Origin of the sequence: Mycobacterium sp. 236(2023) (assembly GCF_029623955.1) — a bacterium.
In the GTDB taxonomy this organism is placed as follows: Bacteria; Actinomycetota; Actinomycetes; order Mycobacteriales; family Mycobacteriaceae; genus Mycobacterium.
Window position 1 is genome coordinate 279,696 of sequence record NZ_JARSBP010000007.1, and the last position, 26,989, is coordinate 306,684.

The following is a 26,989-nucleotide window of genomic DNA, read 5'->3' on the forward strand; positions in this document are numbered from 1 at the left end:
AGGCCGCAAACCGTGCGAGGGAAGAAGCTGACACCGCTGCTACTGCGGCTGGCTGCGTTCGTCACCGTATGCCTGATCGGCACATTCGCCGTCATCGCCATCTTCTCGCAGCTGCGTTTTGAGAACTACGTCTCCTACCACGCGGTGTTCGCCAACGGGTCGGGACTGCGGCCAGGCAACTTTGTGCGGATCGCGGGCGTGGAGGTCGGCAAGGTCAAAGATGTCTCCGTCCAGCACGATGCCACCGTGGCGGTGTCATTCACCACCGACAATTCCGTGGTTCTCACCGGCGGCACCCGCGCGGTCATCCGCTACGACGACCTGATCGGCGGGCGATTCCTCGAACTGGTCGACGGCGCAGGCGATCCCCGCAAAGTCGCGCCAGGAGAAACCATCCCCCTCGACCGGACCGCGCCCGCGCTAGACCTCGACGCCCTCATCGGCGGCTTTCGTCCTCTTTTCCGCGCTCTTGATCCCGACCAGGTCAACGCGTTGAGCGGACAATTGATCGCCGCGCTGCAAGGCCAAGGACCCACCATCGGATCGATCCTGACGCAAACCGCGGCTCTGACCTCCACGCTCGCCGACCGCGACGAGCTCATCGGGCAAGTCATCACCAACCTCAACATCGTGCTGGGGTCACTTGCCGACCACAGCCACGAGTTCGGCCAAGCCGTCGACTCATTAGCCGAACTCACCGGTGCGCTCGCCGACCGCGATCAAGATCTGGTCAACGGCCTGGCCTACAGCAACGCCGCGGCCCAATCCATCACCGACCTGCTCGCGCAGGCCCGCCCGCCTCTGCAGCAGGCTCTGCCCCAGACTGACCGCGTCGCCACCAACGTGCTGGCCGACCACGACTATTTCGACAATCTGCTGGCCACCTTGCCCGACACCTACCGGATGCTGAACCGGCAGGCCCTCGGCGGCGACTTCTTCAGCTTCTACCTCTGCGATCTGGTTCTCAAAGTCAACGGCAAGGGTGGCCAACCCGTGTACATCAAGGTCGCCGGCCAATCCTCAGGCAGGTGCACCCCCAAATGAAATCGCTGCAGGAACGCAATGTGGCCGTCATCGGCGGCCTCGGCGTCGTCGTCGCCGTCGCCGTCACCGTCGCGGCCTACAACTTCAACAACCTGCCGGGGATCTCCTCGGCGGCCAGCTACTCGGCCCTCTTCGACGAAGCCGGCGGGCTGACCGCCGATGCTCCCGTCGAGGTGTCCGGGGTACGTGCCGGCCGCGTGGAGAGCATCAGCCTGCAACCCGAAGGCGTGCTTGTCACCTTCAGCGTCGATGAGGACATCCACCTCGGAGACCGCAGCGAGGCGGCCATCAAGACAGTCAGCCTGTTGGGCAACAAAATCCTCGAAGTCGCCCCCCGCGGGGAGGAAAGCCTGGCCGCCACCATCCCCTTGGACCGCACCACCTCGCCCTACCAACTACCCGATGCCGTCGGCGATCTGACCGCCACCATCAGCGGCCTGCAAACCGATCAGCTGTCGGATTCACTGCGCACGCTCAGCCAAACGCTTCAGGACACCCCACCACAATTGCGCGCCGCCGTCGACGGCGTCACCCGCTTCTCTGAAGCCATCAACCAACGCGACACCGAGCTGCGGTCGCTGTTGCAAAACGCCGGCCGCGCCACCACCGTCCTGGGACAACGCACCACCGAAATCGTCGACCTGGTGCACGACACCAACACAGTCCTGGCCGCCCTACAAACTCAACGCGACGCTGTAGACCAGATTTCGGCCAACCTCACCGCGCTTACCCAACAGCTGCGCGGATTCGTCGCCGATAACCGCAGCACCCTCAAACCCACCCTCGACAAACTCAACGGGGTCCTAGCCACACTCGACAACCGCAAGACCGAACTGCAGAAGTCGATTAAAGGATTCGGCGACTACGCCATGGGCCTCGGGGAGGCCCTCAGCTCGGGCCCATTCTTCAAGGCCTATCTGTCCAATCTGATGCCGGGCCAATTCCTGCAACCCTTCGTCGACGCCGCATTCTCCGACCTGGGACTAGATCCCAATGTATTGCTTCCCTCCCAACGCACCGACCCCCAGGTCGGCCAACCCGGCACTCCGGCACTGCCGATCCCCTACCCGCGAACCGGACAGGGCGGCGACCCGCGCCTCACCCTTCCCGACGCCATCACCGGCAACCCCGACGACCCGGGCTGCGGGCCACCCGGCATCCCGCTGCCGGGTCCCACCGGTTGCTACCCCTACCGGGAGCCGCTGCCCGCCCCGGCCCCAGGTGGACCGCCACCGGGACCGCCGGCGAACCCATCACCAAACCCTTCGCCGAGTCCTCCCATCGGGCCTATCAGCGACCCGCTGACGCCGTCGGGAGCCGAGCAATGAGCACCTTCACCGTGCGGCGTACGGTGCGCGCCGCCATCGCCACCCTTCTGGTCGCCGTCATCGCCGGCGCGTCGTGGCAGTTGATGCGGCACATCGATACCCAGCAAAGAAACTATGTGACGGCCTACTTCGACAACAGCAAAGGCATCTTCGCCGGCGACGACGTCCGCATCCGCGGCGTCAACGTCGGCAAGATCGACACCATCGAACCTCAAGGCACCCGGGTCAAAATCAGCTTCTGGTTCGACGCCCACTACCCGGTGCCCGCCGATGCCAAAGCTGTCATCCTCTCGCCCACCCTGGTCACCTCACGCGCCATTCAACTCACCCCGCCCTATCACGGCGGCGCCACCATGACCACCGGTGCCGCTATCCCGCAAGCGCGTACCGCAGTGCCCGTGGAATTCGACGATTTCCGGGTCCAATTGGAAAAGCTCACCGCTGCCCTGCAGCCCACCGAACCCGGCAACGTCAGCACGCTAGGCGCACTAGTCAACACCGCCGCTGACAACCTCCGTGGACAAGGCCCCGCTATCCGCAAGTCCATCATTGAACTCTCCCAAGCTCTTTCAGCACTCGGCGACAACACTGGCGACGTCTTCGCCAGCGTCAAGAACCTCGCTGCGCTGGTCTCTGCACTGCAGGGCAGCACCGACATCATCCGCGCACTGAACACCAACTTGGCCTCGGTCAGCTCCGAGCTGTCCGACTCCCCCGACGAAACCGGGAAAGCGGTGGAGGCGCTCAGTGAGGCCGCCAATGACGTCAGCTCGTTCGTGGCTGACAACCGCGAATCACTCGGCGTCACCTCCGACAAGCTGACATCGCTGTCCCAAGCGCTCAACGACAGCATCGGCGACATCAAACAGCTCCTGCATATCGGACCAACCACCCTGGAAAACTCCAACAACACCTACTTTCCCGCCCAGGGCACCGTCAGCGGCGTGCTGGCGGCCAACAACTTCAACAACCCGATCACATTCCTGTGCGGCGCCATCCAGGCCGCGTCTCGACTCAACGCCGAACAGTCCTCGAAGCTCTGCGTCCAATATTTGGCGCCCATCATCAAGAACCGCCAATACAACTTCCCGCCACTGGGAATGAACCCGATTGTCGGCGCTACCGCACGCCCCAATGAAGTCACCTACAGCGAAGACTGGATGCGACCCGACTACATCCCACCGCAGCCCCCTGTCGCCGAGGCATCCCCGCAGAATGGCGACCTGACGCCCGGTGCCCTGCCTGCAGAAGCCCCACTGCACACCACGCCCCACCCTCAGCCCACCGACCCCAGCGCCGGACTACCGGGCATGATGCTGCCTCCGCAGGGACCGCCACGATGAACCGACGACCCACCACCGCGTTCGCCGCCATCACCGTCGTCGCCCTCAGCCTGCTCACCGGCTGCGGATGGAAAGGCCTGAACTCACTTCCGCTTCCGGGCACCCAAGGCGACGGACCCGGCTCGTTCACCATCGAGGCGCAGTTGCCCAATGTCAACAACCTGCAACCGAATTCGCGGGTGCGTGTCGGCGACGTCAACGTTGGCACCGTCACCAAGATAGAACGCCAGGACTGGCACGCCCTGTTGACGATTCGCCTCAACGGCGACGTGATCCTGCCGGCCAACGCGACCGTCACTCTGGGGCAGACAAGCCTGCTGGGCTCCCAGCACATCGAACTGGCAGCACCGGCCGATGAGGCATCGCCGTCGCGACTGCGCCAGGGTTCGCTGATTCCGCTGGATCGCGGCGGCTCCTACCCAACCACCGAACAAACTCTGGCCGCGGCCTCCCTGCTGCTCAATGGTGGCGGACTCGGCCAAGTCCAGGACATCACCACCGCGCTGAGCACCGCGTTCGACGGGCGCGAAAACGACCTGCGCGACCTGCTATCCAACCTCGACGTGTTCATCGGCCGCCTCAATGACCAGACCAGTGACATCATCGCCGCCACCGACGCCGTCAATCGGGTCGCCGAACAGTTCGCCGCCCAGAGACCCATCGTCGACAAGGCGCTGCAGACCCTGCCGGCCGCACTGGCCGTCCTCAACAAACAGCGCCAACATCTTCTCGACGCAGTGGAGCAGCTCGGAAAGTTCAGTGCGTTGGCCGCCGACTCGGTTAATCAGACCAAGGATTCCCTGGTGCGCCAGCTCAAAGCCCTAGTGCCCGTGCTCACATCGCTGGCTGACGCCGGACCCGCGCTGACACGTTCGTTAGGGCTGTTCACCACCTTCCCCTTCGCTAAAGACAACCTGGGCAGGGTTTTTCGCGGCGATTACGCCAACATCACCGCGGTCATCGACCTGACTCTGAGCCGTCTCGACGCGGGCCTGTTCACCGGCACGCGCTTCGAAGGCAATCTCACCGAACTGGAGATGCAGTGGGGCCGCACCATCGGCACAATGCCCAGCCCCTACACCGCAGGAAACCCCTTGGTTGCGCCGTACCGCTTCGATCAGGGGCCGTAACCAATGCAGCCGACTACACGTCGAGCCTCCACCTGCAGCGCCCACCGGCCAGTGAACGCCTCGGCCCCGCCCACCAAGACATCGACGACAAGGAGGTGACCGTGACGGCAATCGCAGCGGCCGTGGCGCACCCATGCGCGGAAGCCGCAGCGCGCTGGAATGACCGGGCGCCCAAGACTTTATCGCCGCACCGAGATCAAGTGCTGATGCGGAACAGAAGCAGACAAAGCGGTCGGGGACCGTACCGGGCAGTGATGCGATGAACCTGTCCAGGCGAGTGCGAGTGCAGCTCGCGTTCTTCGTGACGATGTCGGTCATCGCCGCCAGCGCACTGGGGTTCGGCTTCCTCGATGTGCCCGGAACGTACTTCGGCGTCGGGCAGTACCGCGTGCTCATCGACCTGCCGCGCGCGGCGGGCCTGTACCCGAATGCCAACGTCACCTATCGAGGCACCGAAGTCGGGCGCGTCCAGAGTATTTCGCTCACCGATGACGGGGTGAGGGCAGTTCTGTCACTGCGCTCCGACGTCGCCGTCCCCGCCGACCTGCAGGCCCAGGTGCACAGCCAAACCGCCGTCGGCGAGCAGTTTGTCGAATTGGTTCCGCGCACCGACAGTGGACCTCATCTCAGTGACGGCACCGTCATCCCCCGCGACCGCGTCCAAGTTCCCCCCGATGTCAACGCGCTGCTGACGGCCACCAACGAAGGGCTGCAGGCCATCCCGCACGACAATCTCAATACCGCTATCGACGAGGGCTTCACAGCGGTCGGCGGGCTGGGCCCCGAGCTGTCTCGGATCGTCAAAGGATCGACCAACCTGGCCATCGACGCACGCGCCAATCTCGATGCGCTGACCACGCTCATCGATCAGACCAAGCCGATCCTGGACACCCAGACTGACACCTCCGACGCCATCCAGAACTGGGCAGCCAATATCGACGCAATCACATCCTCACTGCGCCAGCACGATCCCGCGCTACAACGCGTGCTGCAGGACGGCCCGCCCCTGTTCGATGAGCTGCATCAACTCAATGACCGACTCCGCCCTACACTGCCGATCCTGCTGAGCAACCTGGTCAACCTTGCCGACGTCGGCATCGTCTACCAGCCCAACATTGAACAACTGCTCGTGCTGCTTCCCGAAGCCGTCGCCACCATCCAGGGCGCCACACTGGCCAACCGCGACACCAAACAGGACTACAAGGGTGTGTATCTGTCGTTTGCGCTGAACCTCAACGTGCCCCCGCCCTGTAACACCGGATACCTTCCCCCCCAACAACTACGACCCCCGAGCGAAGTCGATTTCCCGGACCGGCCCGCCGGCGACATGTACTGCCGGGTCCCGCAAGACTCGATGCTCAACGTCCGCGGGGCCCGCAACCTGCCCTGTGCAACCCGCCCCGGTAAACGCGCGCCGACCGTCGCGATGTGCGAGAGCGACGAGCAGTACGTGCCACTCAACGACGGCTACAACTGGAAGGGCGATGCAAACGCCACCACCACCGGCCAATCGGTCCCCCAACCGCGGCCTCAGGCCGCGCCGCCTCCGGTCGCTGTCGCCCCATACGATCCCGCCACCGGCAGCTACCTCGGCCCTGACGGCCAGCGATACACCCAGACCAACATGGCCGACGGCCAGACCGATCCGCCGAGCCTGCACGACCTGATGGTGCCTCCAGGAGGACCGCAACCGTGACCACCCACACCACCAATCAGTCCGCCCCGACACACCACGCACTGCAACGGGCAACCGACACAACGGCACCGCCCGCCGACTTAACCGACAGTGAGGATGGCGCCACCAACGAAGCCGCCGATGACGCCGGCGATCATGTCCTCGACCCGGCCGCGGCGACCGGTGGCCCACCGGAAGCGGCCGAACCGCACGGCGACGCCGAAACCGCTGCTGCAGCAAACGATGTCGACACCACGGGTCGCAGCCCGCTACGGCTGCGATGGTCAATGCCACCGCATCGAATCGCACTGCTCTTCGGGCTGGGCGCGCTAGCAGGTGTCGCCGCGGTGTGCGGATGGGTGGCCGACACCTATCACGATCAACACGTCGCTGATCAGCAGGAGGCCGCTTACCTGCAAACCGCACGCCAGGGTGCTCTGAACCTGACCACCATCGACTGGCAGCACGCCGACACCGACATCGCGCGCATCCTCGATGTGTCCACCGGCCAGTTCCGCGACGACTTCTCCGCCCGTGCGCAAGACTTCACTACAGTGGTCAAACAAACCCAGTCCCGCACCGAAGGCACGATTGTCGATGCCGGCATCGAATCCGAAACACCCACCGGTGCACAGGTTCTCGTTGCAATCAACGTCACCAGCACCCAGGGCAATCAGCCAGAACAGCGCAGCCGAGGATGGCGCATGCGGATCCTCGTCGAACGCGACGGCGAGAACGCCAAGATCGCCAACGTGGAGTTCGTTCCATGACCAACCCATCTACAGACGCGCCCCCGCAGGCCGCCCCCCTAACCGACTCGCTCACTCCCATCGAGACGGCGCTCGTCGAACAGACCTCCGTCGCTTCTGAGGCCACACCCGTAGATGAGCACTCCGCGCGCGCTGGCGACACGGGCTCCACTGACAGTCATCCTGGCCCTGGCCGGATAACCCGCGTGGCAGTGTTCCTGGTGCTGCCGCTGCTCGTGTTTGCGGTAACCGGCGCAGCCGGCTGGTTGAAGTACCTCCAGCTGCGCGATCACGCGCTCGCCGCTGCCCGCACAGAATCGGTCAGTGCCGCCATAGACACCACGGTAGCCATGCTGTCCTATAACTCCACCGACGCCGCTGACACCCTCAACGCGGCCCGTGATCGACTCACGGGCGCGTTACGCGACTCCTACACGTCGCTGATCAATGACGTCGTCATCCCGGGTGCGCAGCAGAAGCGCATCTCGGCAGCCGCGAACGTCGCGGCCGCCGCCTCGGTCGACGCCTCCCCTCAGCACGCCGTGGTACTGGTCTTCGTCAACCAGTCGATCACCCAGGGTCAAGACGCACCCAGCGGCACCGCCTCCGCTGTGCGGGTCACCCTTGACAAGGTCGGAACCCATTGGCTCGTCAGCGGTTTCGACCCCATCTGATGTCCCATGAGTTATCAAATCATCGCCGATACCCGTCCCCGCGGCACAGGATGACGCCCCACACGATGACAATACGACCCACCCGAGCCGCCGCGGACCCGCGCTGCACTCGACGCTGGCGAATCACTGCGCTTGCCTGCTTAGGCATCGCCGCGCTACCGGTCGGCGCCGGTGCCACGGGCACCGCGCAGGCTGATGCCGTCGCCTACCTCGTCAACGTAACGGTGCGCCCGGGCTACCACTTCGCTCACGCCGACGCCGCGCTGGCCTACGGGCGCAGCCTGTGCGATGCGCTGGCCAACGGCGTTGGCTACCCGCAGCTGGTCTCCACCATCGAGCGTGACTTCGCCACCACTGACGAGTACCAGGCCACCTATCTGCTCGGTCAAGCCGCCAACGAACTGTGTCCCGCCCAGATCTGGCGGCTACGCCGATCCGCAGCCGACAGCCACATCCAATGACCGCAGCCTCGAAGGCCACGCTTCGTCGCGGCGCCCACCTGCTCACTATATGTTGCGCCGCAACGCTGTTGGCGACACCGGTAGCGCACGCGGACAACAGGCGGCTCAACGACAGTGTGGTGGCCAACGTCTACACCATCCAGCAACAGGCCGGCTGTTCCAACGAGGTGCACATCAACCCGCAACTGAGGCTGGCCGCCCAATGGCACACGCACGACGTGCTCGCCAACCGCGCTTTGGACGGTGATATCGGATCAGATGGCTCTATGGTGCAGGACCGCGCCAACGCCGCAGGGTTCCGCGGTGTGGCCACGGAAACCGTGGCCATCAACCCCGCGTTGGCCATCAGCGGCATCGAAATACTTAACCAGTGGTACTACCGCCCCGACTATCTGGCCATCATGGCGGACTGCGCCAACACCCAGATTGGCGTGTGGTCGGAGAACAGCTTCGACCGCAGCGTCGTCGTCGCCGTATACGGTCGCCCCGCCTAGCGACCCGACCACGACCACCGCGCCACTTCGACACCTAGGAGTCATCGATGGACCCCAACCCCGATTACGATGTCAGCGATGAACTCGAATACGGCATGAACTGGTTCGCCTGGATCCTGCGCGGCGTCTACCCGCCTCCGGCCTACCCGCCCGTGTAATCCAGCCGGATCAACACGCTGTGACGGGGCAGCGCCGCGACACCACCCACGCATGCAGCGAGACGCCGCCACAATGGAACTCGGCATTACCGTCCAAGCCGGCCGCGCGGCGCCAGTAGCCGTCGTGAGCTTATGGACTGCATCTGAGGCGACGACTATCCCGTCGAATATCTACTGGTGCCCTCGGCGGCCACGGGTGGCGACATCCCCCGTCGACTTCCAAGGCGGTGGCCAGCACGACGTGTTCTGCTCGACGTGTTCAACGCCGCACCCGAGGTCAGCAACTGGGTCACGGCGGACGACGCATGGCAACCCTGGCCGGTCGCGGGTTTTCGGTCATCGCCCCCGCCGGCGCCGCGCGGAGCCTCGACATCTGCACCGACGGGGAATTAGGCGGCAGCCGCCAATGGAAGACCTTCCTGTCCGCTCAACTGCCAATCAAATGGCTGGGCAAAGGAATTGACGGGATCCGGACATCCCGTCGTGGGCGCGGCCCGAGGCGGCACTGCCACGGCCACCACTCGCCGCCTTCCATCTCGGCCGGTACCGCTCGGCCGGTTCGCAGTCACGGGTTCACATCTCCTCCGACATCACCTGGAGCCGGTGATCACCGCCGGGCCTACCTATTATCTCGAGGCCAACACCCACCACATGTGGCGCACCGCCGCACCGTGGTCGCTGGAAAGGGCGCCACCCCGACGGACACGTGCAAACTGCTCACTGACAACAACTCTCGGCTGTCGGCCACAGTCCCGCAGCCGTCACCTGCAGCGGTCCAGCCGCGATGGTCGGCTACTGCGACGAAGGAGAAGGCAGCAGCCTGCTTCTGCGCCCACTACCGTCGGGTAGGCGGTCACAACCTTCACGTCGATATTTCGATCGTAATCGCCGAGCTTTCACAGTCATTCTGCATTGGGTAACGAACTAGGCGAAACGGACCGGAGCAGGGTCCGCAACCATCGATGGGCAGGGTCGTTGGTCAATCGCGGATGCCACAACATGGCGTAGTCCAGTGACGCGAATACTTCTGGAGGGCGGGCCATTCGGAGATTCCCGGTCAGGTGTCTCAGTGCGTATCGTCGCGGTATCACTGCGATCAGCGTCGTGGACATCAACGCAGTGATAAGCGTCGAGAAGTAGGGAACCGTGACGGCGTGACGAGGATGCACGCCGAGCTCAGCCAAGGTGGCGTCCACGAGCATCTGTTGGCCATGCAACATCGCCACACGTGCATGCGGGTACGCCCGTAGCTGTTCCACCGTGAGCGCGTCGTCGGTGACAGGATGCCCGTCAGACATCAGACAGACGAATTCGTCGGCGAACAGGGTCTCGGCGATCATCGGTTCCGGTGGAGCCAAAGGCCCGAGGACCAGGTCGACGCGCCCTCGTTGCATGTCCTCGTAAGTCGACGGAACGACCTGATCGATGGTCAGTGACATGTTCGGCGCCTGCCGGAAGAACTCGCGAAACAATCCGTCGGCGAGCACGTCGGTAGCGTAATCGCTTGCAGCCAAACACATCGTGTTGCTGGCCAGCGCCGGGTTGAATGTGTCGGCGGCGATGAGTGCACGCAGTTGGGGCATCACCTCGGCCATCTCGCTGCGCAGGATTCGCGCTCGGGGGGTCAGCTCGTAGCCGGCCGGAGTTTGGACTAACAGTTCATCATCGAAGGTTCTGCGCAGGCGGGCAAGCACGCGGCTCATCGCCGACTGACTCAAATTTCGGCGTTGCGCCGCACGTGAGACCTGCCGCTCGTCCAGCAGTGCCTCTAGCGCGGGAAGTAAGTTCAAGTCCACGTTATCGAAATGCATGGGATGCATAGTTAAGGTTACCAATATGCATTTGACGCATGATGTGCTCGGTCGAAGGATTGGAGGTGCAGGACCAACCGCAACCCAGGAGGCAGTACTGATGACAAGTAGCGCCGCAGTTGATTCCATCATCGACGGATCGACACCACCCACGTATCGCTGGTACGCCGACGGGCAATTCCGCGATGCGCCCGCTGGAACCTTCGAAGACTTCAACCCCTACACGGGCGAAATCCACGCCCACGTCGCACGGTGCGGACGCGCTGAAGCCGCCGAAGCCGTCGCCGCGGCAGAACGCGCCTTCGATGAGTGGTCACGGATGTCACCCGGAGCCAGAGCGGAACTCTTCCGCCGGGCGGCCGCAGTCGTTCATCGGCGCCGCGATGAATTGGTCGCCCAACTGGCCCGCGAAACCGGTGCGGCCGCTTTCAACGCAGGCTTTCAGATTGATCTGCTCGGCACCTTGATGGAACAGGTCGCCGGGTGGGGTTACAACCCAACCGGCGAGAGTCTCCCGTCGGATCTGCCGGGCGCCCGGCACTACGTCGAACGGCGGCCACTCGGCGTCGTGGTCAACTTCGTGCCGTGGAACGGCGCGTCCCTGCTGAGCTGGCGTTCTGCGCTGGCCCCGTTGGTCTTTGGCAATACCGTCGTGATTAAACCGTCTGAGTTGGCTCCGTTGTCTGCTGGGCTTCTCATCGCCGAGGTGGTCCACGAGGCCGGCTTCCCGCCTGGCGTGATCAATGTCGTGACCCATGCCCCGGGAGAGGCCGGACCAATTGCAGACGAGTTTTTCGACAACCCGGCCGTGCGCTGCCTCAATTTCATCGGCAGCGTCGCTACTGGCCGCCACCTAGCCGAGAGGGCCGGCAGAGCCCTCAAGCGCACGGTGATGGAGCTCGGCGGTTACAACCCACTGCTCGTAATGGACGACGTCGACCTCGACTACGCCGTGCAGGTTGCCACGTTCAGCGCATTCTGGCATCAGGGCCAAGTCTGCATGAACGCGCGAAAGATCCTCGTCCACGAGCGAATCTATGAGGAGTTCACCCAACGGCTGGTGGCCTCGGCGCAGACGCTGCCGACCGGAGATCCCAGTGACCCAACAACGTTCATCGGGCCACTTATCACCCCGGCCGCAGTTGAACAGGTTGACCGCCGGGTCCGCGAGGCGACTGATCTCGGTGCCCGGGCGCTCTGCGGGGCCACCTACGAAGGGCAGATTTACTCGCCCACCGTGCTCATCGATGTTCCGGATTCCGCAACAATCAATCATGAGGAGACATTTGGACCTGTGGTCGTCGTGCAACCGGTCCGTGACGAGACCGAAGCCATCGATATCGCCAACCGCCCCATGTACGGGCTGTGCGCCGGCGTTCTCTCCGAACAGACGCGTGCATTGGAGATCGCGGCCCGCCTGCAGGCCGGAGCGATCCGCGTCAACATGGTCACCATCAGCGATGAGATCCACCTCCCGCTGGGTGGCGTCCGTGACAGCGGTTGGGGCCGCAGCGGCCCGACAGGCTATCGCGATGATTTCACCGACGTCATCGCCATCACCATTCAGTCTGGCCAGCAACAGCTTCCGATCAACTGACCTATCAGCAGCGCCTTCCACCCGCAACCGGGGTGGAAGGCGCTGTCCCATCGCCCACGCAAAGGAGTAGTGGTCACCGTGCTTACCCATGAGCAGCTCTCGTCGCTCGATATCGTCACTATCAATCAAATACTGGTGCAGGAACGACAGGCGCGGGATCGCGGATGGTGGTCGCAGATGCTGACCTTCTTCCACGACGACTCACGCGTCACCATCAGCTGGTTTGATGGCAGCGGAGCCGATTTCGTTGCCAGCTCGCGGGCCCTTGCCGAGCAGGGCGCCGTCGGATGCCACCGGCTTGAGCCGCCGGCCATCCACGTGCACCAGGATCGCGCCGTCGCGGTCATGCCTGTCGTGGTCGAGACCTACCCCACCGTGGAGGGTGTCGGCACTGTGCTGACCGGCTACGCGCGTCTGGTCTACCAACTCGAACGACGCTCCGGAACGTGGGGAATCGTTCGGATGCAAGCCATTTACGAGCGCGATGAACTGCACTCCACACCGGCTGCCTCGGCACCGTTGGTGCCAGCCGACGAGCTGAAAGCGTTCCGGCCAAGCTATGCGTGGCTGGCGTGGAGCCTGAATCGACTCGGACTTCGCGTCCCTGCCGATCTCCCCGGCGACGATAAGCCTTCCTTGGCAGAAGCGTTGTACGACAACGCCTTTGCGTGGATTACCGAGTGACCATCCCGTCAACCAGTCGACGCAGCGATGGCCTCACCGACTGACTCGGGTGGATCCACGACACGGACCGCCGCTAGGGCGTTCGACTCGGCGGGGGTCCTCAACCGCGACCGTCGCTGTCGACCTCCGGCTCTGCGGGCTTTGTCGGCTGGAGATGACCGCTGGCCAGTCGGCAGGCAATGACCGACTGTGAGAGCCCGGCGAACGAACGCGCTTCGAGTCCGGTGAGCCGGGACCAGCGTTCAAGCCGGTAGGTGACGCTGTTGGCGTGCACGTGGACCGCCTGCGCTGCCGCCGCGATCGACATGCCAGCCGCCGCGAAGGCCAGGACTGTCTCGGTGAGGTGTGGGTTGGCTTGGGCCACTTCGACCGTCGGGGCCAGCAGTACATGTAGCCGTTCCCGTTGAGCGAGCAGGACCGCCTCATTCCAGTCGTGCTCGAAGGTGCGAACCGGGTGCGCAGTGGACGTGCAGGTGAATGCCAGGCGCGCGTCGCCGAGACTTTCACCTGCGCCGGCAAGTCCCGGCCGCGCCAACCCGATTCCCCAGCGCCCGGCAAGGCTTCCCTCGGCCGGGCCGTGAACCACGATCTCCGGTAGCCGCCCGACCTGAGTGATCATCTCCAGCTGACCGCCGGCCACCGTACGACTGACGACGTCGGTGGCCAAGTGCGGCGGCAATGTCACTACGCTGCCATGCACTGAGAACTCCGTGACGCCCGGGGCGGGCTGCCAGACCAGCCCCACGAACTTCCCTCGCGGGTCGAGCCGCAGCCGCGCGGCGATGACCGCGGCGGCCGACTGTTGCTCGGGGTCCTCCAGGCACTCCAGGAATTGGTGAGCCAGGGTGATTCTGTCACCGTCGATTGCTCGGGCAACGCTGCTGTGTGCCCCCGCCATCGCTGTGGTGGTTTCACGGATCGCCTCGAACATGAGGGTGCCGATGCGGGGTAAGAGGGCAACCATCGGAGGGCTCGAGCGCTCAACCAGGATCCGCCAGATCTCGGCATCGGCCACCTGATAGGCCGCGATCAGCGCATCGATGGGTACCCCTCCCGCGGCGCGCTTGGCAGCCAGATCGGTGGCCGCCGTGAGCTCGGAGGAGCTCAACCCCCGTTGTTCAGACAGCGCGTGAAGTCGGTTGAGCACCTGCAGCGCGACGGCGCTGCGATGTTCGGGTTCGGGGACGACGGCGTACACGGGTTGGGCACTGCGAATGGAACTGGTGACGGTGTCCGCCAAAGCCGACACCTCATCGACCATGACGCTCAGGGTGCGCTGTACCGCCACCCAACCCTCACGGTCGGATCCGTGATTTCCACTAATCACTTGAGCTCCTTACTGCCTAAAACTGGGAATCGGCCGTAGATCGCCGTGCCGTAGAACACAAATAATAGGGATAAGCCCAAATGATGTGCAGCAGAAGGACCTTTCATGACGACTCAAGCAGCCGCGGCCGACCGCCCTGTCGCCAGCGGTAGTCCGCTCGACGATCGCTACGATCTGCTCGACGGAGAAGTCCACCTGTCCGGGATCCAGGCCCTTGTCCGACTCCCCCTGGACCTGCGGCGTCTGGACCAGCAGCAGGGACTCGACGTCGCCGTCTTCATCTCCGGATACGAGGGCTCGCCCCTTGCTGGGCTCGATCTCCAACTGTCGCGGCAGAAGAAGCGCCTTCTCGAACATCGCGTCGTCTTTCAGCCCGGCGTCAACGAGGAGCTGGCCGCCAACGCGGTCCAAGGAACGCAGATAGCGTCCGCGTCGGCAGACCGGATCGGAGACGGTGTGGTCGGCATCTGGTACGGCAAGGCGCCGGGCCTGGATCGAGCGACCGACGCCATCCGCCACAGCAACCTTGGCGGAACCCATCGCAGCGGCGGCGTTCTCGCCCTGGTAGGTGACGACTCGATAGCGAAGTCCTCGACGGTGCCGAGCAGCTCGGAGTCTGCCATCGCCGAGCTTGGGATGCCGTGTCTGTCCCCCGCCGACCCCCAAGACATCCTCGATCTCGGCCTCCATGGTGTTGCGATGTCACGGATATCGGGATTGTGGATTGCCATGAAGCTGGCGACCAACGTCGTCGACGGTTCGGGCACGGTGCGCCTCGATCCCGCCCGGGTCAGACCGGTCGTTCCCGACACCTCGTTCGACGGCGCGGCGTTCGAGCATGAACCGACGGGACACCTTCTGCAGCCCACACTTTCACGGCTTGAGGCCACGCAGGTTCGCCAGCGCTTGGAACTCGCGCGACGCTATGCCGCAGCCAACCACCTCAATCACGTCATCGGCGATGAGGCGGCAACGCTGGGGATCATCTGCGCTGGGGCCACCTATCTCGACGTCCGGCAGGCCCTCTCTGATCTCGGCATCACCGACGACAGCCTCGTCGGCAGCGGCGTGAAGATCTTGAAGTTGGGGATGATCCATCCCCTAGAGCCAGGCGTCATCGACGCGTTCAGCTCGGGGCTGCGCGAAATCGTCGTGGTCGAGGAGAAGAAGGCGTTTATCGAGCTCGCCCTGAAAGACTTGCTCTACGGAACGTCCGAAGCGCCACGCGTCGTCGGCAAGCGAGACGAGCTGGGCCGCGAACTGTTCCGAGCCGACGGCGATCTCCCTGCCGACTATATTGCGACGCGATTGGCTCCACGCATCCGCGACCACGGGGGACCTGCCTCAGTGGCCACGTGGCTCGAGCAACGATCGGCGCGGCGGGTACCTACGCTGCTACCGATCCTGCCGCGGCGCCCGTCCTTCTGTTCCGGCTGCCCCCACAACAGCTCGACGAAAGTTCCCGATGGCTCGCTCGTGGGCGCCGGCATCGGTTGCCATGCCCTGGTCGCCTTCATGCCCGAGAGCCGGATCGGCGACTCGATCGGTCATAGCCAAATGGGCGGCGAAGGGGCTGCGTGGATCGGCATGGCCCCGTTCGTCACGCGGGATCACCTGTTCCAAAACCTCGGCGACGGCACTTTTCACCACTCGGGCTCCCTGGCCATTCGCGCCGCCATCGCCAGCGGCGCCCACATCACCTACAAGCTGCTGTACAACGACGCCGTCGCCATGACCGGTGGCCAGCAGGCGATCGGCAAGATGGCCGTCCCGCAGATCGTCTCTGAACTCCTGGCCGAGGGTGTTGCCCGCATCGTGATCACCAGTGACCAACCCAAGCAGAGCCGTCGAGCGTTCGGACGCCGTCTGCCCGCCCGAGTGTCGATCCGTCACCGCGACGACATGATCACGGTGCAGGAAGAGCTGGCTCACACTGCCGGGGTGACAGTGCTGATCCACCAGCAGGAGTGCGCCACCGAGCTGCGTCGCAAGCGCAAGCGGGGGCTTGTCGAGTCGCCTAGCCGTCGCATCTTCATTAACGAACGGGTCTGCGAAGGGTGCGGCGACTGCGGCGATAAATCGGGCTGCCTGTCGGTCCGCCCGACCGAGACCGAGTTCGGCCGAAAGACCGAAATCCACCAAGCCTCCTGCAATTTGGATTTCTCCTGCCTCAAAGGTGACTGCCCGTCCTTCGTTGAGGTCGTCCCGCGGAAAGCATCGAAGAAGCGCAACCACCGGCTTCTATCGGCGACGCCGACAAAGACACCAAAGCCTGAGACGACGGACCTGCCCGATCCGCAGCCGCTGGTCACGGCTGAGGACTTCTCGATGCGCATCACGGGCGTCGGCGGCACCGGTGTGGTGACCGTGGCACAAGTCATCGCTGCCGCCGCATCCCACGCCGGACTCCAAGTCAAAGGGCTCGACCAACTCGGTCTGGCCCAGAAAGGTGGGGCGGTCGTATCTGACATCCGCCTGTCGACGTCAAAAATCCTCGGCACCAACAAAATCGGCCCCGGTGGGTGCGATCTCTATCTCGGCTGCGACATCCTGGTAGCCGCCACCGAGACGAACCTGGAGGTGATAGCCCCAGAGCGCACCTACGCGGTGGTCTCGACCTCGATCACTCCGACCGGCCGGATGGTGACCGATACCGCCACGCTCTTCCCGGCGATCGAAGATCTGATCGGGCGAATCGAGTGGTCGGGCGCGCGGCCTGAGAATGTCTTCGTCGACGCTCACGCCGTGACCGGCGCCGCGGCCCTAGACGAGGACCAATACGACAACATCTTCCTCCTCGGCGTCGCCGTGCAGTCAGGAGTCGTCCCCCTCTCCCCCGAGAGCGTGGAGTGGGCGCTGGACCTCAACGGTGTCCAGGTGGAGCGAAACCTCGCAGCATTCCGGCTCGGTCGTCAGCACGTCGCTAACGGCGACCCCGGGGTCAACTCCTCCCCGGCTTCCTCCGCGCTGGATGCTCTCATCCGCCGCAGAGTCGCCGAGCTTACGGCTTATCAGAACGACAAATGGGCCGCACGGTACGCACAGCAGGTGCAGGACGTCCGCCGAGCAGAGGCAACCGCGATCGGCGAAAGCACCTCGATCACCGAAGCTTTCGCGCGTCACCTGTTCAAAGTCATGGCCTACAAAGACGAATACGAGGTGGCTCGACTGCACATCGACCCGGACCTCGAAAGTCAGATCCGCGAGGAGTTCGGCGAGGGCGCACGCTACTCGATCCTGCTCCATCCGCCCCTCCTTCGAGCCCTCGGACTGAAGAAAAAAATCCGCCTGCAGGCCTGGTGGGCGAAGCCGGTACTGCGAATCCTCTACGGCCTGCGCACGCTGCGCGGTACCCGCCTCGATCTCTTCGGATACGACAACGTCAGGCGCGAGGAGCGTCGACTTATCGAGGACTACGCCACGTCGATGAACGCCGCGATGAAAGCGCTCTCGCCTGCAACGCACGACGCCGTCCTCGAGCTGGCCGCCCTGCCGGATGTCGTCCGCGGCTACGAAAGCATCAAACTTCAGTCCCTCGAGAAGTATCGGTCACGTCGCTCAGAGATCCTGCAGCAGTTGAGTTCTGAGCCCGCCCATATCTAGAGCTCGGCAGGCCCTGCAGTGGCTTCGAGTTATCCCTCTGACGCTGTCGTGCCGGTAAGGGCGGAGCACTAATGGTGACCGGGCTCGTTGCCGAGCAGGAGGCTGACCGCGTCATGAAGGCGTTGGGCAGCCACGTCGTAGGGCATCGCGCCGGTCGCAGTTTGGATGAGCGCGCCGGTGAATGCCAGCCCGAGGGTGTGGAGCACTTCGGGCCATGCTCCGGGTCCTGTTGCTGATGCGATGACTCGGTGAATCTCGTGGCCGATCTCCTCGCGCGGGCGCGCGTCGCCGCCGGTCCCGTGTCGAGAAGTACTAGTGCGCAGGCTGTCGCTAGCGCGGGCTCTTCGGCGACTATGTGGAGGACAGAGTTCAGCTGCGCGACAATGCGTGTCGTCGAGCCACTGGCGGTGGCGCTGCCGATGGGAGCATCGTGGATGCGGCGCAGGCAGATATCGACAACGATCTCGCTTGCCGAGCGGTATAGCGCTGCCGCAGCCGTTTCGGCGATGCCCGCGCGCAGGGCGACCGCGCTCACGGTGAGGTCGTAAAAATCGACTTCGCGGAGCATCATGACGGCGGTATCGAGCAGTGCCGCTGTTGTGCGGGTGCGTCGGCGTCGACGCCGCAGGTTTATGAGGTCGACGAGGACAGCCATCTCGTCCTCGCCGGATCCTCCCGCGAAGGTGTTCCACGTGAAAACTACCGCTGCGTGATCGCGAAAGTGCCTACCGCTAGCCAGTTTCGCGCGGATGCAGCAGCCTCCAATGTCGGTGCCGGTAGGGCGTTGAAGGGGGGTCGTGTCACGGCGTTGTCATCGTCGGGTCCACCAGAGACGACTTGATCCTGGCCGCACTGGAGTACTGGATGGAGCGGCAGTCCCTGCCCAATCGGAGGATCGGTGAAACCGACGTATCGGTGCCGCATCACAATCTCGACCAATTCCTTTTCAGCTCAATCGGTTTAACCGGCGCAGGCAACGACGTCGTGGGAGGAAATCGGCAGGCGCTCACCACTGCGTTCGATAAACTGTTGCCCATCACCGACCTCCTCTTTGCCTATCGAAGGTCGTTGTGGTGTGGCATCGGCGGTCTGGTTCCATTCGCCAGGTCACCGCCTCAGTTCTCCGGAGTTCTGATCTCGTCGGGACTCACGCTGGGTGTCGAGCGGTACCGCTACCCGCGGGACCTGCCTAAGGTGGCTGCATCGAGTGGGGACGCGATTACTGCGACGAGTTGGGCCTACCCGAGCTGCCCGCCGAATTCACGCCGCCGCTGATCGTCGGCGACGTCGGGGCGAACCCCGCGCAGTATTGCAACTCGGGCATTGTGCTCAACTCAGAGGGTCTCAAAAAATGGCTGTTTGGGCCGTTGGACGGTCCGCCGCGCAATACTGCGCAAGTGGGGATGCCCGGATAGTCCTGGCATCCAAAAGCGAACTGCTACGTCGATCCGCCTGACCGGTGGCCCTGAAACCAAGTATGGCGACACCACCAAACCCAGGGCGCATCGCCTCCGGCTAAACCGGGGCGATCACAGGAGAGCTTAGTGAGGCGTTAGCTGCCTGGGTTCGCGTTGCCTTCGAACGTTCGAGGGCTCCGTCCTGTGTAGTCAGGAAGGAGCGAGCGCGGGATGGGCCCCTTGTTGCGGCCGCCCTGCTGGGTCTGCTCCCAACCGTGAGCCAGAATTCCCACCGAACGGGAGAGCACGAACAGTCCTCGACCAAGCGGGGGTGGGAAGCCTAGCTCGGCGTAGACGACGGCGGTGGCTCCGTCGATGTTCATGGGCACCGGCTTGCTTCGCCCTTCGGCGAGTGAGGCCTCCAACGCCGATGCTGCGTCGAGGAATTCGCCCGTCACGGCACCGTCGGCCCGGGCATCGGCGACCAGTGTGAGCAGCGGGTCACGGCGAGGGTCTCGGGGGTGGAAGCGGTGGCCGAAGCCAGGGACGTAGCGCCGCTTGGCGCGGTAGTCGGCGACGGCACGGTCAGCGGCGGCCCGCAGGTCTGACAGAGCTTGGGATCCCTGGCAGAGGCTGGTTAAGAGTTCCATACATTGCTCGCCGGCGCCGCCGTGCACGTCGCCAAGCATGCCGACGCCGGTGGAGATCACATTGTTGAGGCCGACGCCGCACGTTGCGGCCATCCGCGCAGCAGCGATTGAGGGTGCCTGCGGACCATGGTCCACGGCGGCGACCAGGGCGGCGTTGAGGAGTCGTTCCTGCCAGTCCGACGGGCGCTCGCCACGAATCATCAGCCACACCATGCCGGCATAGGACGTCGTGGGGATGATTTCCTCGATGGCGTAGCCGCGGTAACGGATTACGCCGGGGGTGATGTCGCTGATATCGGTGCGCCACCAGGCAGTGACGTCGTCGACGCTGGTGCCGGCTTCGTGGGTGGTCATACCGCCCCCTGCGCGTTCAATGTCGAGATCTCGGTGTCGGAGTAGCCGAGCTCGCTAAGTAGTTCGTTGGTGTGGGAACCGAGCGCCGGCGGAGGTGATTTTGGTTGCAGGGCTTCCCCATTCACGTGGAAGCCACAGCCGAGGACCTTTGCCCGGCGGTCGGGCAGTTCAACCTCGTGCACGAGTGATCTTTGCTCGATCTGTTCGAGTTCGAGCGAATCGGTGACGTCGAGGACCAGCCCGGCGGGTACCCCGGCGTCGTTGAAGAGGGGCTCCCACTCCCGCGCGGTCTTTGCGGCCAGCGCCGCCTCCAACTCGGTTCGAAGCTCTGTCCTTTGCATCTTGCGGTCGTCGCGCAGGGCGAATCTGGGGTCGTCGATGAGATCTTCACGGCCGATCAACTTGCAGAGGGTTTCAAACTGTTCTTGCTTGTTGGCGGCGATGTTGAGAGAGCCCGCGCGTGTGGCGAAGGTCGCCGACGGTGCGCCCGTGGGGTTTTCGTTGCCATTGGCAGTGGGTGTGCGCCCGGCGATGAGGTAGTCGGATACCACCCAGCCGAGTGCGGTCAGTGAGCTTTCGAGCATGGAGACGTCGAGATAGGAACCTTCGCCGGTGCGGCTGCGCGCGACGAGGGCGCCGTTGATCGCCATCGCTGCGGTCATCCCGCCGAGGGTGTCGCATACCGGAAAGCCGACGCGCAGCGGCGCGGTTTCCGGAGTGCCCGTCACGGCGCTCATACCGGAGAGGCCTTGGATGATCTGGTCGTAAGCAGGTCGGGTCCGCATCGGACCGGTCTGTCCGAATCCAGAGATGGCACAGTAGACCAACTTCGGATTGGTACGACGAAGATCGTCCCAGTCATACCCGAGCCGGGCCATGACGCCTGGGCGGAAATTCTCGACGAGCACGTCGGCACCCCTGACGAGCCGATCGAAGACCTGCCTGCCGCCACCGTGTTTGAGGTCGACGGTGATCGACCGCTTGCCGGCGTTCTGCGCGACGAAAGATGCGCCCATGCGTTGCGCCGACAACTCTGCATCAGCGCCCAATTGCCTTGCAAGATCACCGGTTCCGGGGACTTCGACCTTGATGACGTCAGCGCCCATGAGTGCGAGTTGGTAGCTGGCGTAGGGACCGGCCAGAACGTTGGTGAGGTCGAGAACTCGAATTCCATCGAGTAGATGCATGGCGGACCTCCGCAAGAAATGGCGTTCAGTGGACCCAACTGTATCACCCTGAACCATACAATGGGTTTCTAGATCCATCTGACGGTTTTCAGTGGCGCGCCGAGTTTCGCGCGAGCGGTTCCGGCGAACCGTAGAGTGGTCGAGACAACTTCTTCCCGAGACGAGGTGCTATGAGCACTGATCTACTGGACCCCGCCGAGAAACCAACGTCCGGTGACGCCGGTGTTCGCAGCGTGACCCGTGTCATCGACCTGCTCGAGCTGTTCGATAGCGCGCACCCCACCAGGTCGCTGAAGGAGCTAGTCGAGGGGACGTCGTTACCCAAGACAACCGTGGTTCGGTTGGTAGCCACCATGTGCGCCCGCAGCGTTCTGAGCGTGCGTCCGGACGGGACCTACTGCCTGGGGCCCTCGCTGTTGCGGTGGGTACGGCTGGCCGGTAAGACGTGGACGCCACCGGACGAGGTGGTAGCCGTGATGCGGCAGCTCTCAGCGGACACCGGGGAAACGGTCAATCTCTACATCCGGCAGGGCCTTTCGCGCGTTGTGGTGGCACAGTGCGAGAGCACGGCGACGGTGCGCAGCGTGATCCCCCTCGGTGTGCCCTATCCGTTGTGGGCGGGCGCCGCGGGGAAGATCCTTCTGATGTCGATGCCCGATCTCATCGACGACGTGGCCGCCGATTCGCCGCATGGCCCCGGGTATGCCGAAAAGCTCCGCAGCGCAATCGAAGGGGGGCGCATGCGCGGATATCAGATGGTGCACGGCGAGCGGGAGCTGGGATCGACCGGGCTGTCGTTTCCAATCTTCAACGATCGCGGAATTGTCGTTGCCGCACTGACGCTGGGCGGCCCGACCGGTCGTTTCACCGACGACCGCGTCCCGCGCTACGTCGAGTTCACGCGGCGTGCTGCCGCCACCATCTCGGAGATCGGATTACCAGGCCTGGACTAGTCGCCTGGCGCGGTTAACGGATCGGCTTGGCGTTGGCGATCCGTTTGTCGGCTTCGGCTGAGGCGAGTTCGTCAGCGCGGGTCAAGGTTTCGTCGAGGGAGCTTCGAGCCACAACCGCCACTCCGTCCCGGTCTGCGATGACCGCATCCCCTGGGAACACGCAGACGCCACCGACGGCCGTGGGCTGCAACAACTGGAACGGGCCATGCTTGAAGGGCCCTGCGGGTGTTGCGGCTCGGGCGAAGACGGGCACGCCCAAGATCCGGAGAGCATCGATGTCGCGCGCCGCGCCGTCGAGGACAAATCCGGCGATGCCACGAGCCTTCGCCTTGATGCCGATCATCTCTCCGATCAGCGCGCGGCCCTCGTCACGTTCGCCGTTCACGATGACGACGTCGCCGGGTGCCGCCACGTCGAGGGCCTGGTGGATGCCGAGGTTGTCCCCTGCCCGCGTCCACACGGTGAAGGCGTTGCCGTGAAGTCGAGCGTCGGGCCATTGCGCCGCAATCCGTGAGTCGAGCGCTCCGAATCGTCCCATCGCATCAGTGACTAGGGCGGTTCCGAGCCCGGCTAACCGCTCGAGTGCCTGCTTCTCACAGCGGCAGAACGCTGCCACCGGACGTCCGAATTTAGCCATTGACGAGCCCCTTTCCCCACGATCGCCCCGAAATCGCCCTGACGCTGTGACCACTGTGTGGTTTTTATAGACCATTAGATGGTCCATCGTGTAGCGTACGCCACATACCTGCTGTGATGAGGAGCACTCCATGAAGAACGTCAACAAATCGACGACTCTGCGTCGCCTGGCATCGAAGGCCATCGTCATCGGAGCCGCCGCGACGGTCGTAGTGACCGCGGCCTGCGCACCTGGTGGTGGCGGGAACGGCGGCGGCGGCGATGCAGCCAATTACCCAAGCCGGCCAATCGAATTGCTCGTGCCGGCCAAGCCGGGTGGTGGATGGGACCAGACCGCGCGCGGCATGCAGCAGGTGGTGCAGGAAGCCAACCTGACCGATCAGAGCATCGAGGTCATCAACCGCGAAGGTGGTGGCGGCGCGACGGGCCTGGCCGAGCTCACCAGCAACGACAAAGGTAACCCGAACACGCTGATGATCGGCGGCCTGGTCATGATCGGCGCGCTCAAGCAGGCCGGCTCCCCGCTCTCGATTACCGACGCCACCACGATCGCGACCCTGACCTCTGAGGCCGAAGCCCTTGTGGTGCGCGCTGACTCGCCGTACCAGACGATCACTGACGTCATTAACGCCTACAAGGCCGACCCCAAGTCGGTCGTCTTCGGCGGCGGTTCGGCAGGCGGGTCCGATCAGATCCTTGTCGGGCTCATGCTCAAAGCCGCTGGCCTGACGCCCGGCGATATGAACTACGTCGGCTACTCCGGTGGCGGCGAGGCCACCGCCGGCATTCTCTCCGGCGACGTCAAGGTCGGGGTGTCCGGCGTCTCGGAATTCGAAGGACAGATCGAAGGCGGCGAAATGCGCCTTCTCGCAATCAGTTCCGACGACGAGGTCACTGTCGCCGGCCAACCTGCGCCCACCCTCAAGAGCGCCGGACTCGACGTCGACTTCGTCAACTGGCGCGCCATCTTCGCCCCACCGGGGCTCGACGATGCCCAGGTCGACGGCATCACGTCGTTCGTCACCAAGATCCACGACACCGAGCAGTGGAAGACGTTGGTTGAAGAACGCGGTTGGACCGACGATTTCCGCACCGGCGATGACGCCTCCAAGTTCGTCTCCGAAGCGCAGGACGAGACCGCCTCAATCCTCGGAGAACTCGGACTGTGAACGTCTCCGACGACGGTCTCCTGAAGAAAGAGGTCGACACCGCCCCGTCGGAGAGCTCCTCCGACGGCGGCGTCGACATGGAAAGCGACACAACGATCGTCGCGAGCTCGCCCGGCGCACCCGCCGCTCTCGGCGCAGTCATCGTGGCGATCGGCGCACTGCTGCTGTGGCAGGCGTGGCAGGTGCCAGGAACCATGACCCCACAGGGTCCGCGATTCCTCCCTGTCGTCATCGCAGTCGCATGGACGTTGCTCGGGGTTGCCTACCTCGGCGGCGCCCTCGCCGCACTGGCTGGCCGAAGGCATCAGCCGGCCGGCGAACGGTTCGACCATCTGCTGCGCGTCGGGGTACTTCTTGTCGTCCTGGTCGTCTACGCCTATGCCATCGATCCGATCGGGTACCTCGTTTCGACCGCCGTGCTGTTCGGCGCGTGCGCCGCGCTGCTGGGAAGTCGCAGCTTCATCCGCGACGGGGTCATCGCCCTCGTGCTGACCGTGGCGATCTACTTCCTGTTCAGCTATGGACTCAACATTTACCTACCTCCGGGACTGCTGCCGCTATGACGGTTTTCACCGATCTCCTGGGTGGCTTCGCCACCGTCTTCACCCCCACCAACCTGCTGCTCGCGGCGTTGGGCGTCACCTTGGGCACACTCGTCGGCGTTCTGCCCGGCATCGGGCCCGCGGTCACGATCGCCCTGCTGCTGCCGGTGACCTTCCAATTCGACGATCCAGCAGGCGCTTTCATCATGTTCGCCGGCATCTACTACGGCGCCATGTACGGCGGCTCGACCACCTCGATCCTGCTGAACACCCCCGGGGAATCCGCTTCCGTCGCAACCGCCATGGAAGGCCACCTGATGGCCAAAGCCGGACGAGCACGGGCCGCACTGGCCACCGCCGCCATCGGGTCGTTCGTCGCCGGCACCATCGCCACCGTTCTGCTCACCTTCGTCGCCAAGCCGATCGGCAAGCTCGCGGTCACCTTCACCGCCGCCGACTACACCGCCCTGATGGTCTTGGCGCTGGTCTCAGTGACCGCCCTCGTCGGGCGTTCGCTCGTGCGCGGCCTGCTGGCACTGCTGGTCGGCGTGACCCTCGGCATGATCGGCCTGGACTCACTATCCGGTCAGGCGCGGCTCACCTTCGGACAACCGCTGCTCTACGACGGCATCAGCGAAGTTATCCTCATCATCGGCCTCTTCGCCATCGGCGAGACCTTGTACGTACTGGTCCGCGGACGCACCAGGCCCGGCGTTCTGGCACCGCTGGACCCGCCGCAGAAGGGGGATATCTTTTGGATGAGTCGCAAGGACTGGAGCCGCTCCTGGAAACCCTGGCTACGGGGCACCGCGTTCGGGTTCCCGTTCGGCGTCCTCCCCGCGGGTGGGGCCGAGATCCCCACTTTCCTCTCCTACACCTACGAGAAGAAGCGCTCAAAAGGCAAGGGCGAGTTCGGCAAAGGAGCCATCGAAGGCGTCGCGGGACCCGAGGCAGCGAACAACGCATCGTTCTCCGGCGTCCTCGTCCCACTGTTGACACTCGGCCTGCCGACCTCGGCGACAGCCGCCGTGCTCATCGCCGCGTTCCAGATCTTCAACCTGCAGCCAGGTCCGCAACTCTTCGAAGAACAGTCCGGGCTGGTGTGGGCGCTCATCGCCTCGCTGTACATCGGCAACGTGATGCTGCTGCTGCTCAACCTTCCCCTGATCCGGTTGTGGGTCAAAGTCCTTCAAATCCCACGCCCAGCCCTCTACGCAGGCATCCTGGTCTTCGCCACCCTGGGCGTCTACTCCGTCTCCGGCAGCGCGATGGATATCCTCATCGCCTACGCAGTCGGTGTCGTTGGACTGTTCATGCGCCTCTACGACTTTCCCATCGCACCAGTCATTCTCGGTGCCATCCTCGGACCCAACCTCGAAAACCAATTCCGCCGCGCACTCACCGCCTCCAACGGCGACTGGAGCGTCTTCGTCACCCACCCCACCTCCGCCATCATCCTCATCCTCGCCGTCATCGCATTCCTCGTCCCCTACCTCCCCTGGATCATCAAAAGAATCAAAGGCCAAGAAACGCGAGGCTCCGTCAAACTCGCAGTCGGCGATGACGACTGACAGACGAACGCACAGTCCCCAATTTGTTCTCGTGGTGACCGGGGAGGAGGGCACGGGTCACTCGCAGAAGGCTGCTTAACCGCGGCGCACGTCCGGGTCCTGCGAGCACCGCACTTCGGAGGACCTGTGCCCGTCACAAATTGATGCGCGCGGCTAGGTTCACAAACCCGTTCCCACAGCCCATGAGAACGGCCCTCGGAGTGATCTCCGGGGGCCGTTCCACCCAGTGGCGGGCGTAGATTTCGAACCTGCGACCTCTGGGGCGTCATGAGACACGATTCGGGCGTTTCACGCGCTCCCGCTTTCGCATTGGTGCAGCCGGTGCGGGTGTGAGATCTCGACGATTCCGCCTGATTGCACCCGTTTGGGAACGTTGCGCGGAGTTCTGTTCCCAAACTGGAGGCTTAACAAGTCAGACTGGCTTTGGCAAACATGCCCCCTCAAACCGCGTT

Annotated in this window: 22 protein-coding genes and 1 pseudogene; 17 read left to right on the forward strand and 6 right to left on the reverse strand. The window is 64.2% G+C overall.

All coding sequences use genetic code 11. The annotated features are described in order from the left end of the window. Nucleotides 1-12: 12 nt before the first annotated feature. From P9A17_RS26315 to P9A17_RS26355, 9 genes are all read left to right on the forward strand, one after another. On the forward strand, nt 13-1,044 hold the full coding sequence (locus P9A17_RS26315; RefSeq protein WP_278041690.1) for a virulence factor Mce family protein: 1,032 nt from the start codon (nt 13-15) through the stop codon (nt 1,042-1,044). Continuing rightward, nucleotides 1,041-2,372, forward strand: a complete 1,332-nt coding sequence (locus P9A17_RS26320; RefSeq protein ID WP_278041691.1) for an MCE family protein — start codon at nt 1,041-1,043, stop codon at nt 2,370-2,372. The genes P9A17_RS26315 and P9A17_RS26320 overlap by 4 nt, the downstream gene beginning before the upstream one ends. Then, nucleotides 2,369-3,715: an MCE family protein gene (locus P9A17_RS26325; protein ID WP_278041692.1), complete on the forward strand. Its 1,347-nt coding sequence runs from the start codon at nt 2,369-2,371 to the stop codon at nt 3,713-3,715. Before P9A17_RS26320 ends, P9A17_RS26325 begins: the two co-directional genes overlap by 4 nt. Beyond that, entirely contained in the window at nt 3,712-4,845 is a 1,134-nt protein-coding gene (locus P9A17_RS26330) for an MCE family protein (protein WP_278041693.1), read from the forward strand. Before P9A17_RS26325 ends, P9A17_RS26330 begins: the two co-directional genes overlap by 4 nt. A 259-nt stretch (nt 4,846-5,104) precedes the next feature. Beyond that, nucleotides 5,105-6,541: an MlaD family protein gene (locus P9A17_RS26335; RefSeq protein WP_278041694.1), complete on the forward strand. Its 1,437-nt coding sequence runs from the start codon at nt 5,105-5,107 to the stop codon at nt 6,539-6,541. Next, nucleotides 6,538-7,290, forward strand: coding sequence for an Mce protein (locus tag P9A17_RS26340; protein ID WP_278041695.1), 753 nt, complete (start codon nt 6,538-6,540; stop codon nt 7,288-7,290). Before P9A17_RS26335 ends, P9A17_RS26340 begins: the two co-directional genes overlap by 4 nt. 185 nt (nt 7,291-7,475) lie before the next feature. Then, entirely contained in the window at nt 7,476-7,943 is a 468-nt protein-coding gene (locus P9A17_RS26345) for a hypothetical protein (protein ID WP_278041696.1), read from the forward strand. A 65-nt stretch (nt 7,944-8,008) separates the two neighbouring features. Then, nucleotides 8,009-8,404: a DUF732 domain-containing protein gene (locus tag P9A17_RS26350; protein ID WP_278041697.1), complete on the forward strand. Its 396-nt coding sequence runs from the start codon at nt 8,009-8,011 to the stop codon at nt 8,402-8,404. Next, nucleotides 8,401-8,898: a CAP domain-containing protein gene (locus P9A17_RS26355; protein WP_278041698.1), complete on the forward strand. Its 498-nt coding sequence runs from the start codon at nt 8,401-8,403 to the stop codon at nt 8,896-8,898. Before P9A17_RS26350 ends, P9A17_RS26355 begins: the two co-directional genes overlap by 4 nt. Nucleotides 8,899-9,958: 1,060 nt before the next feature. Here P9A17_RS26355 and P9A17_RS26360 read toward each other — a convergent pair. Further along, nucleotides 9,959-10,876 (reverse strand): LysR family transcriptional regulator, encoded by a 918-nt coding sequence (locus tag P9A17_RS26360; protein ID WP_278041699.1) that lies wholly within the window; start codon nt 10,874-10,876, stop codon nt 9,959-9,961. A 16-nt stretch (nt 10,877-10,892) separates the two neighbouring features. On the opposite strand from P9A17_RS26360, the gene P9A17_RS26365 reads away from it, so the two are divergent. After that, nucleotides 10,893-12,464 carry an aldehyde dehydrogenase family protein gene (locus P9A17_RS26365; protein WP_278041700.1) on the forward strand — a complete coding sequence of 524 codons (1,572 nt, stop codon included), beginning with the start codon at nt 10,893-10,895 and terminating at the stop codon, nt 12,462-12,464. Between the two features lie 69 nt (nt 12,465-12,533). Then, the gene (locus P9A17_RS26370) at nt 12,534-13,148 is read left to right on the forward strand and encodes a nuclear transport factor 2 family protein (protein WP_278041701.1); all 615 of its coding nucleotides are present in this window, start codon (nt 12,534-12,536) and stop codon (nt 13,146-13,148) included. 100 nt (nt 13,149-13,248) lie between these two features. On the opposite strand, the gene P9A17_RS26375 is transcribed toward P9A17_RS26370, so the two are convergent. Beyond that, nucleotides 13,249-14,409 (reverse strand): helix-turn-helix domain-containing protein, encoded by a 1,161-nt coding sequence (locus tag P9A17_RS26375; RefSeq protein WP_278041702.1) that lies wholly within the window; start codon nt 14,407-14,409, stop codon nt 13,249-13,251. Between the two features lie 171 nt (nt 14,410-14,580). Here P9A17_RS26375 and P9A17_RS26380 point away from each other — a divergent pair, with 171 nt between their 5' ends. Next, on the forward strand, nt 14,581-18,078 hold the full coding sequence (locus P9A17_RS26380; RefSeq protein WP_278041703.1) for an indolepyruvate ferredoxin oxidoreductase family protein: 3,498 nt from the start codon (nt 14,581-14,583) through the stop codon (nt 18,076-18,078). Nucleotides 18,079-18,146: 68 nt separating this feature from the next. Here P9A17_RS26380 and P9A17_RS26385 read toward each other — a convergent pair whose 3' ends face one another. Continuing rightward, nucleotides 18,147-18,284 carry a hypothetical protein gene (locus P9A17_RS26385; RefSeq protein WP_278041704.1) on the reverse strand — a complete coding sequence of 46 codons (138 nt, stop codon included), beginning with the start codon at nt 18,282-18,284 and terminating at the stop codon, nt 18,147-18,149. Between the two features lie 721 nt (nt 18,285-19,005). Here P9A17_RS26385 and P9A17_RS26390 point away from each other — a divergent pair. Next, nucleotides 19,006-19,493 (forward strand): annotated as a pseudogene (locus tag P9A17_RS26390) (MCE family protein); the annotation flags it as partial. 137 nt (nt 19,494-19,630) lie between these two features. Here P9A17_RS26390 and P9A17_RS26395 read toward each other — a convergent pair. Then, the gene (locus P9A17_RS26395) at nt 19,631-20,479 is read right to left on the reverse strand and encodes a citryl-CoA lyase (protein WP_278041705.1); all 849 of its coding nucleotides are present in this window, start codon (nt 20,477-20,479) and stop codon (nt 19,631-19,633) included. Further along, nucleotides 20,476-21,666, reverse strand: coding sequence for a CoA transferase (locus tag P9A17_RS26400; protein ID WP_278041706.1), 1,191 nt, complete (start codon nt 21,664-21,666; stop codon nt 20,476-20,478). Before P9A17_RS26400 ends, P9A17_RS26395 begins: the two co-directional genes overlap by 4 nt. Before the next feature lie 170 nt (nt 21,667-21,836). On the opposite strand from P9A17_RS26400, the gene P9A17_RS26405 reads away from it, so the two are divergent. Next, nucleotides 21,837-22,619, forward strand: coding sequence for an IclR family transcriptional regulator (locus tag P9A17_RS26405; protein ID WP_278041707.1), 783 nt, complete (start codon nt 21,837-21,839; stop codon nt 22,617-22,619). Nucleotides 22,620-22,632: 13 nt separating this feature from the next. On the opposite strand, the gene P9A17_RS26410 is transcribed toward P9A17_RS26405, so the two are convergent. Then, entirely contained in the window at nt 22,633-23,445 is an 813-nt protein-coding gene (locus P9A17_RS26410; protein WP_347403860.1) for a hypothetical protein, read from the reverse strand. On the opposite strand from P9A17_RS26410, the gene P9A17_RS26415 reads away from it, so the two are divergent. From P9A17_RS26415 to P9A17_RS26425, 3 genes are read left to right on the forward strand one after another with little or no spacing between them, the layout of a single operon-like run. Next, nucleotides 23,387-24,424 (forward strand): tripartite tricarboxylate transporter substrate-binding protein, encoded by a 1,038-nt coding sequence (locus P9A17_RS26415; protein ID WP_278041709.1) that lies wholly within the window; start codon nt 23,387-23,389, stop codon nt 24,422-24,424. The genes P9A17_RS26410 and P9A17_RS26415 overlap by 59 nt on opposite strands. After that, on the forward strand, nt 24,421-24,987 hold the full coding sequence (locus P9A17_RS26420) for a tripartite tricarboxylate transporter TctB family protein (protein ID WP_278041710.1): 567 nt from the start codon (nt 24,421-24,423) through the stop codon (nt 24,985-24,987). The genes P9A17_RS26415 and P9A17_RS26420 overlap by 4 nt, the downstream gene beginning before the upstream one ends. Then, complete coding sequence (locus tag P9A17_RS26425) at nt 24,984-26,537, forward strand: tripartite tricarboxylate transporter permease (protein WP_278041711.1); 1,554 nt, start codon at nt 24,984-24,986, stop codon at nt 26,535-26,537. Before P9A17_RS26420 ends, P9A17_RS26425 begins: the two co-directional genes overlap by 4 nt. Nucleotides 26,538-26,989 lie beyond the last annotated feature (452 nt).

Excerpts from the sequence above, each read along its gene's own strand:
- P9A17_RS26410 (WP_347403860.1), bottom strand. The coding sequence starts at position 23,445 with ATGACGATGGCCTTCGATGCCAGGCGACGCAGAGTCGTCGATTTGTTG.
- P9A17_RS26350 (WP_278041697.1), top strand. The coding sequence starts at position 8,009 with ATGACAATACGACCCACCCGAGCCGCCGCGGACCCGCGCTGCACTCGA.
- P9A17_RS26425 (WP_278041711.1), top strand. The coding sequence starts at position 24,984 with ATGACGGTTTTCACCGATCTCCTGGGTGGCTTCGCCACCGTCTTCACC.
- P9A17_RS26320 (WP_278041691.1), top strand. The coding sequence starts at position 1,041 with ATGAAATCGCTGCAGGAACGCAATGTGGCCGTCATCGGCGGCCTCGGC.
- P9A17_RS26325 (WP_278041692.1), top strand. The coding sequence starts at position 2,369 with ATGAGCACCTTCACCGTGCGGCGTACGGTGCGCGCCGCCATCGCCACC.
- P9A17_RS26375 (WP_278041702.1), bottom strand. The coding sequence starts at position 14,409 with ATGGTCGATGAGGTGTCGGCTTTGGCGGACACCGTCACCAGTTCCATT.
- P9A17_RS26365 (WP_278041700.1), top strand. The coding sequence starts at position 10,893 with ATGCATTTGACGCATGATGTGCTCGGTCGAAGGATTGGAGGTGCAGGA.
- P9A17_RS26405 (WP_278041707.1), top strand. The coding sequence starts at position 21,837 with ATGAGCACTGATCTACTGGACCCCGCCGAGAAACCAACGTCCGGTGAC.
- P9A17_RS26335 (WP_278041694.1), top strand. The coding sequence starts at position 5,105 with ATGAACCTGTCCAGGCGAGTGCGAGTGCAGCTCGCGTTCTTCGTGACG.
- P9A17_RS26395 (WP_278041705.1), bottom strand. The coding sequence starts at position 20,479 with ATGACCACCCACGAAGCCGGCACCAGCGTCGACGACGTCACTGCCTGG.
- P9A17_RS26360 (WP_278041699.1), bottom strand. The coding sequence starts at position 10,876 with ATGCATCCCATGCATTTCGATAACGTGGACTTGAACTTACTTCCCGCG.
- P9A17_RS26415 (WP_278041709.1), top strand. The coding sequence starts at position 23,387 with ATGAAGAACGTCAACAAATCGACGACTCTGCGTCGCCTGGCATCGAAG.
- P9A17_RS26400 (WP_278041706.1), bottom strand. The coding sequence starts at position 21,666 with ATGCATCTACTCGATGGAATTCGAGTTCTCGACCTCACCAACGTTCTG.
- P9A17_RS26330 (WP_278041693.1), top strand. The coding sequence starts at position 3,712 with ATGAACCGACGACCCACCACCGCGTTCGCCGCCATCACCGTCGTCGCC.
- P9A17_RS26380 (WP_278041703.1), top strand. The coding sequence starts at position 14,581 with ATGACGACTCAAGCAGCCGCGGCCGACCGCCCTGTCGCCAGCGGTAGT.
- P9A17_RS26355 (WP_278041698.1), top strand. The coding sequence starts at position 8,401 with ATGACCGCAGCCTCGAAGGCCACGCTTCGTCGCGGCGCCCACCTGCTC.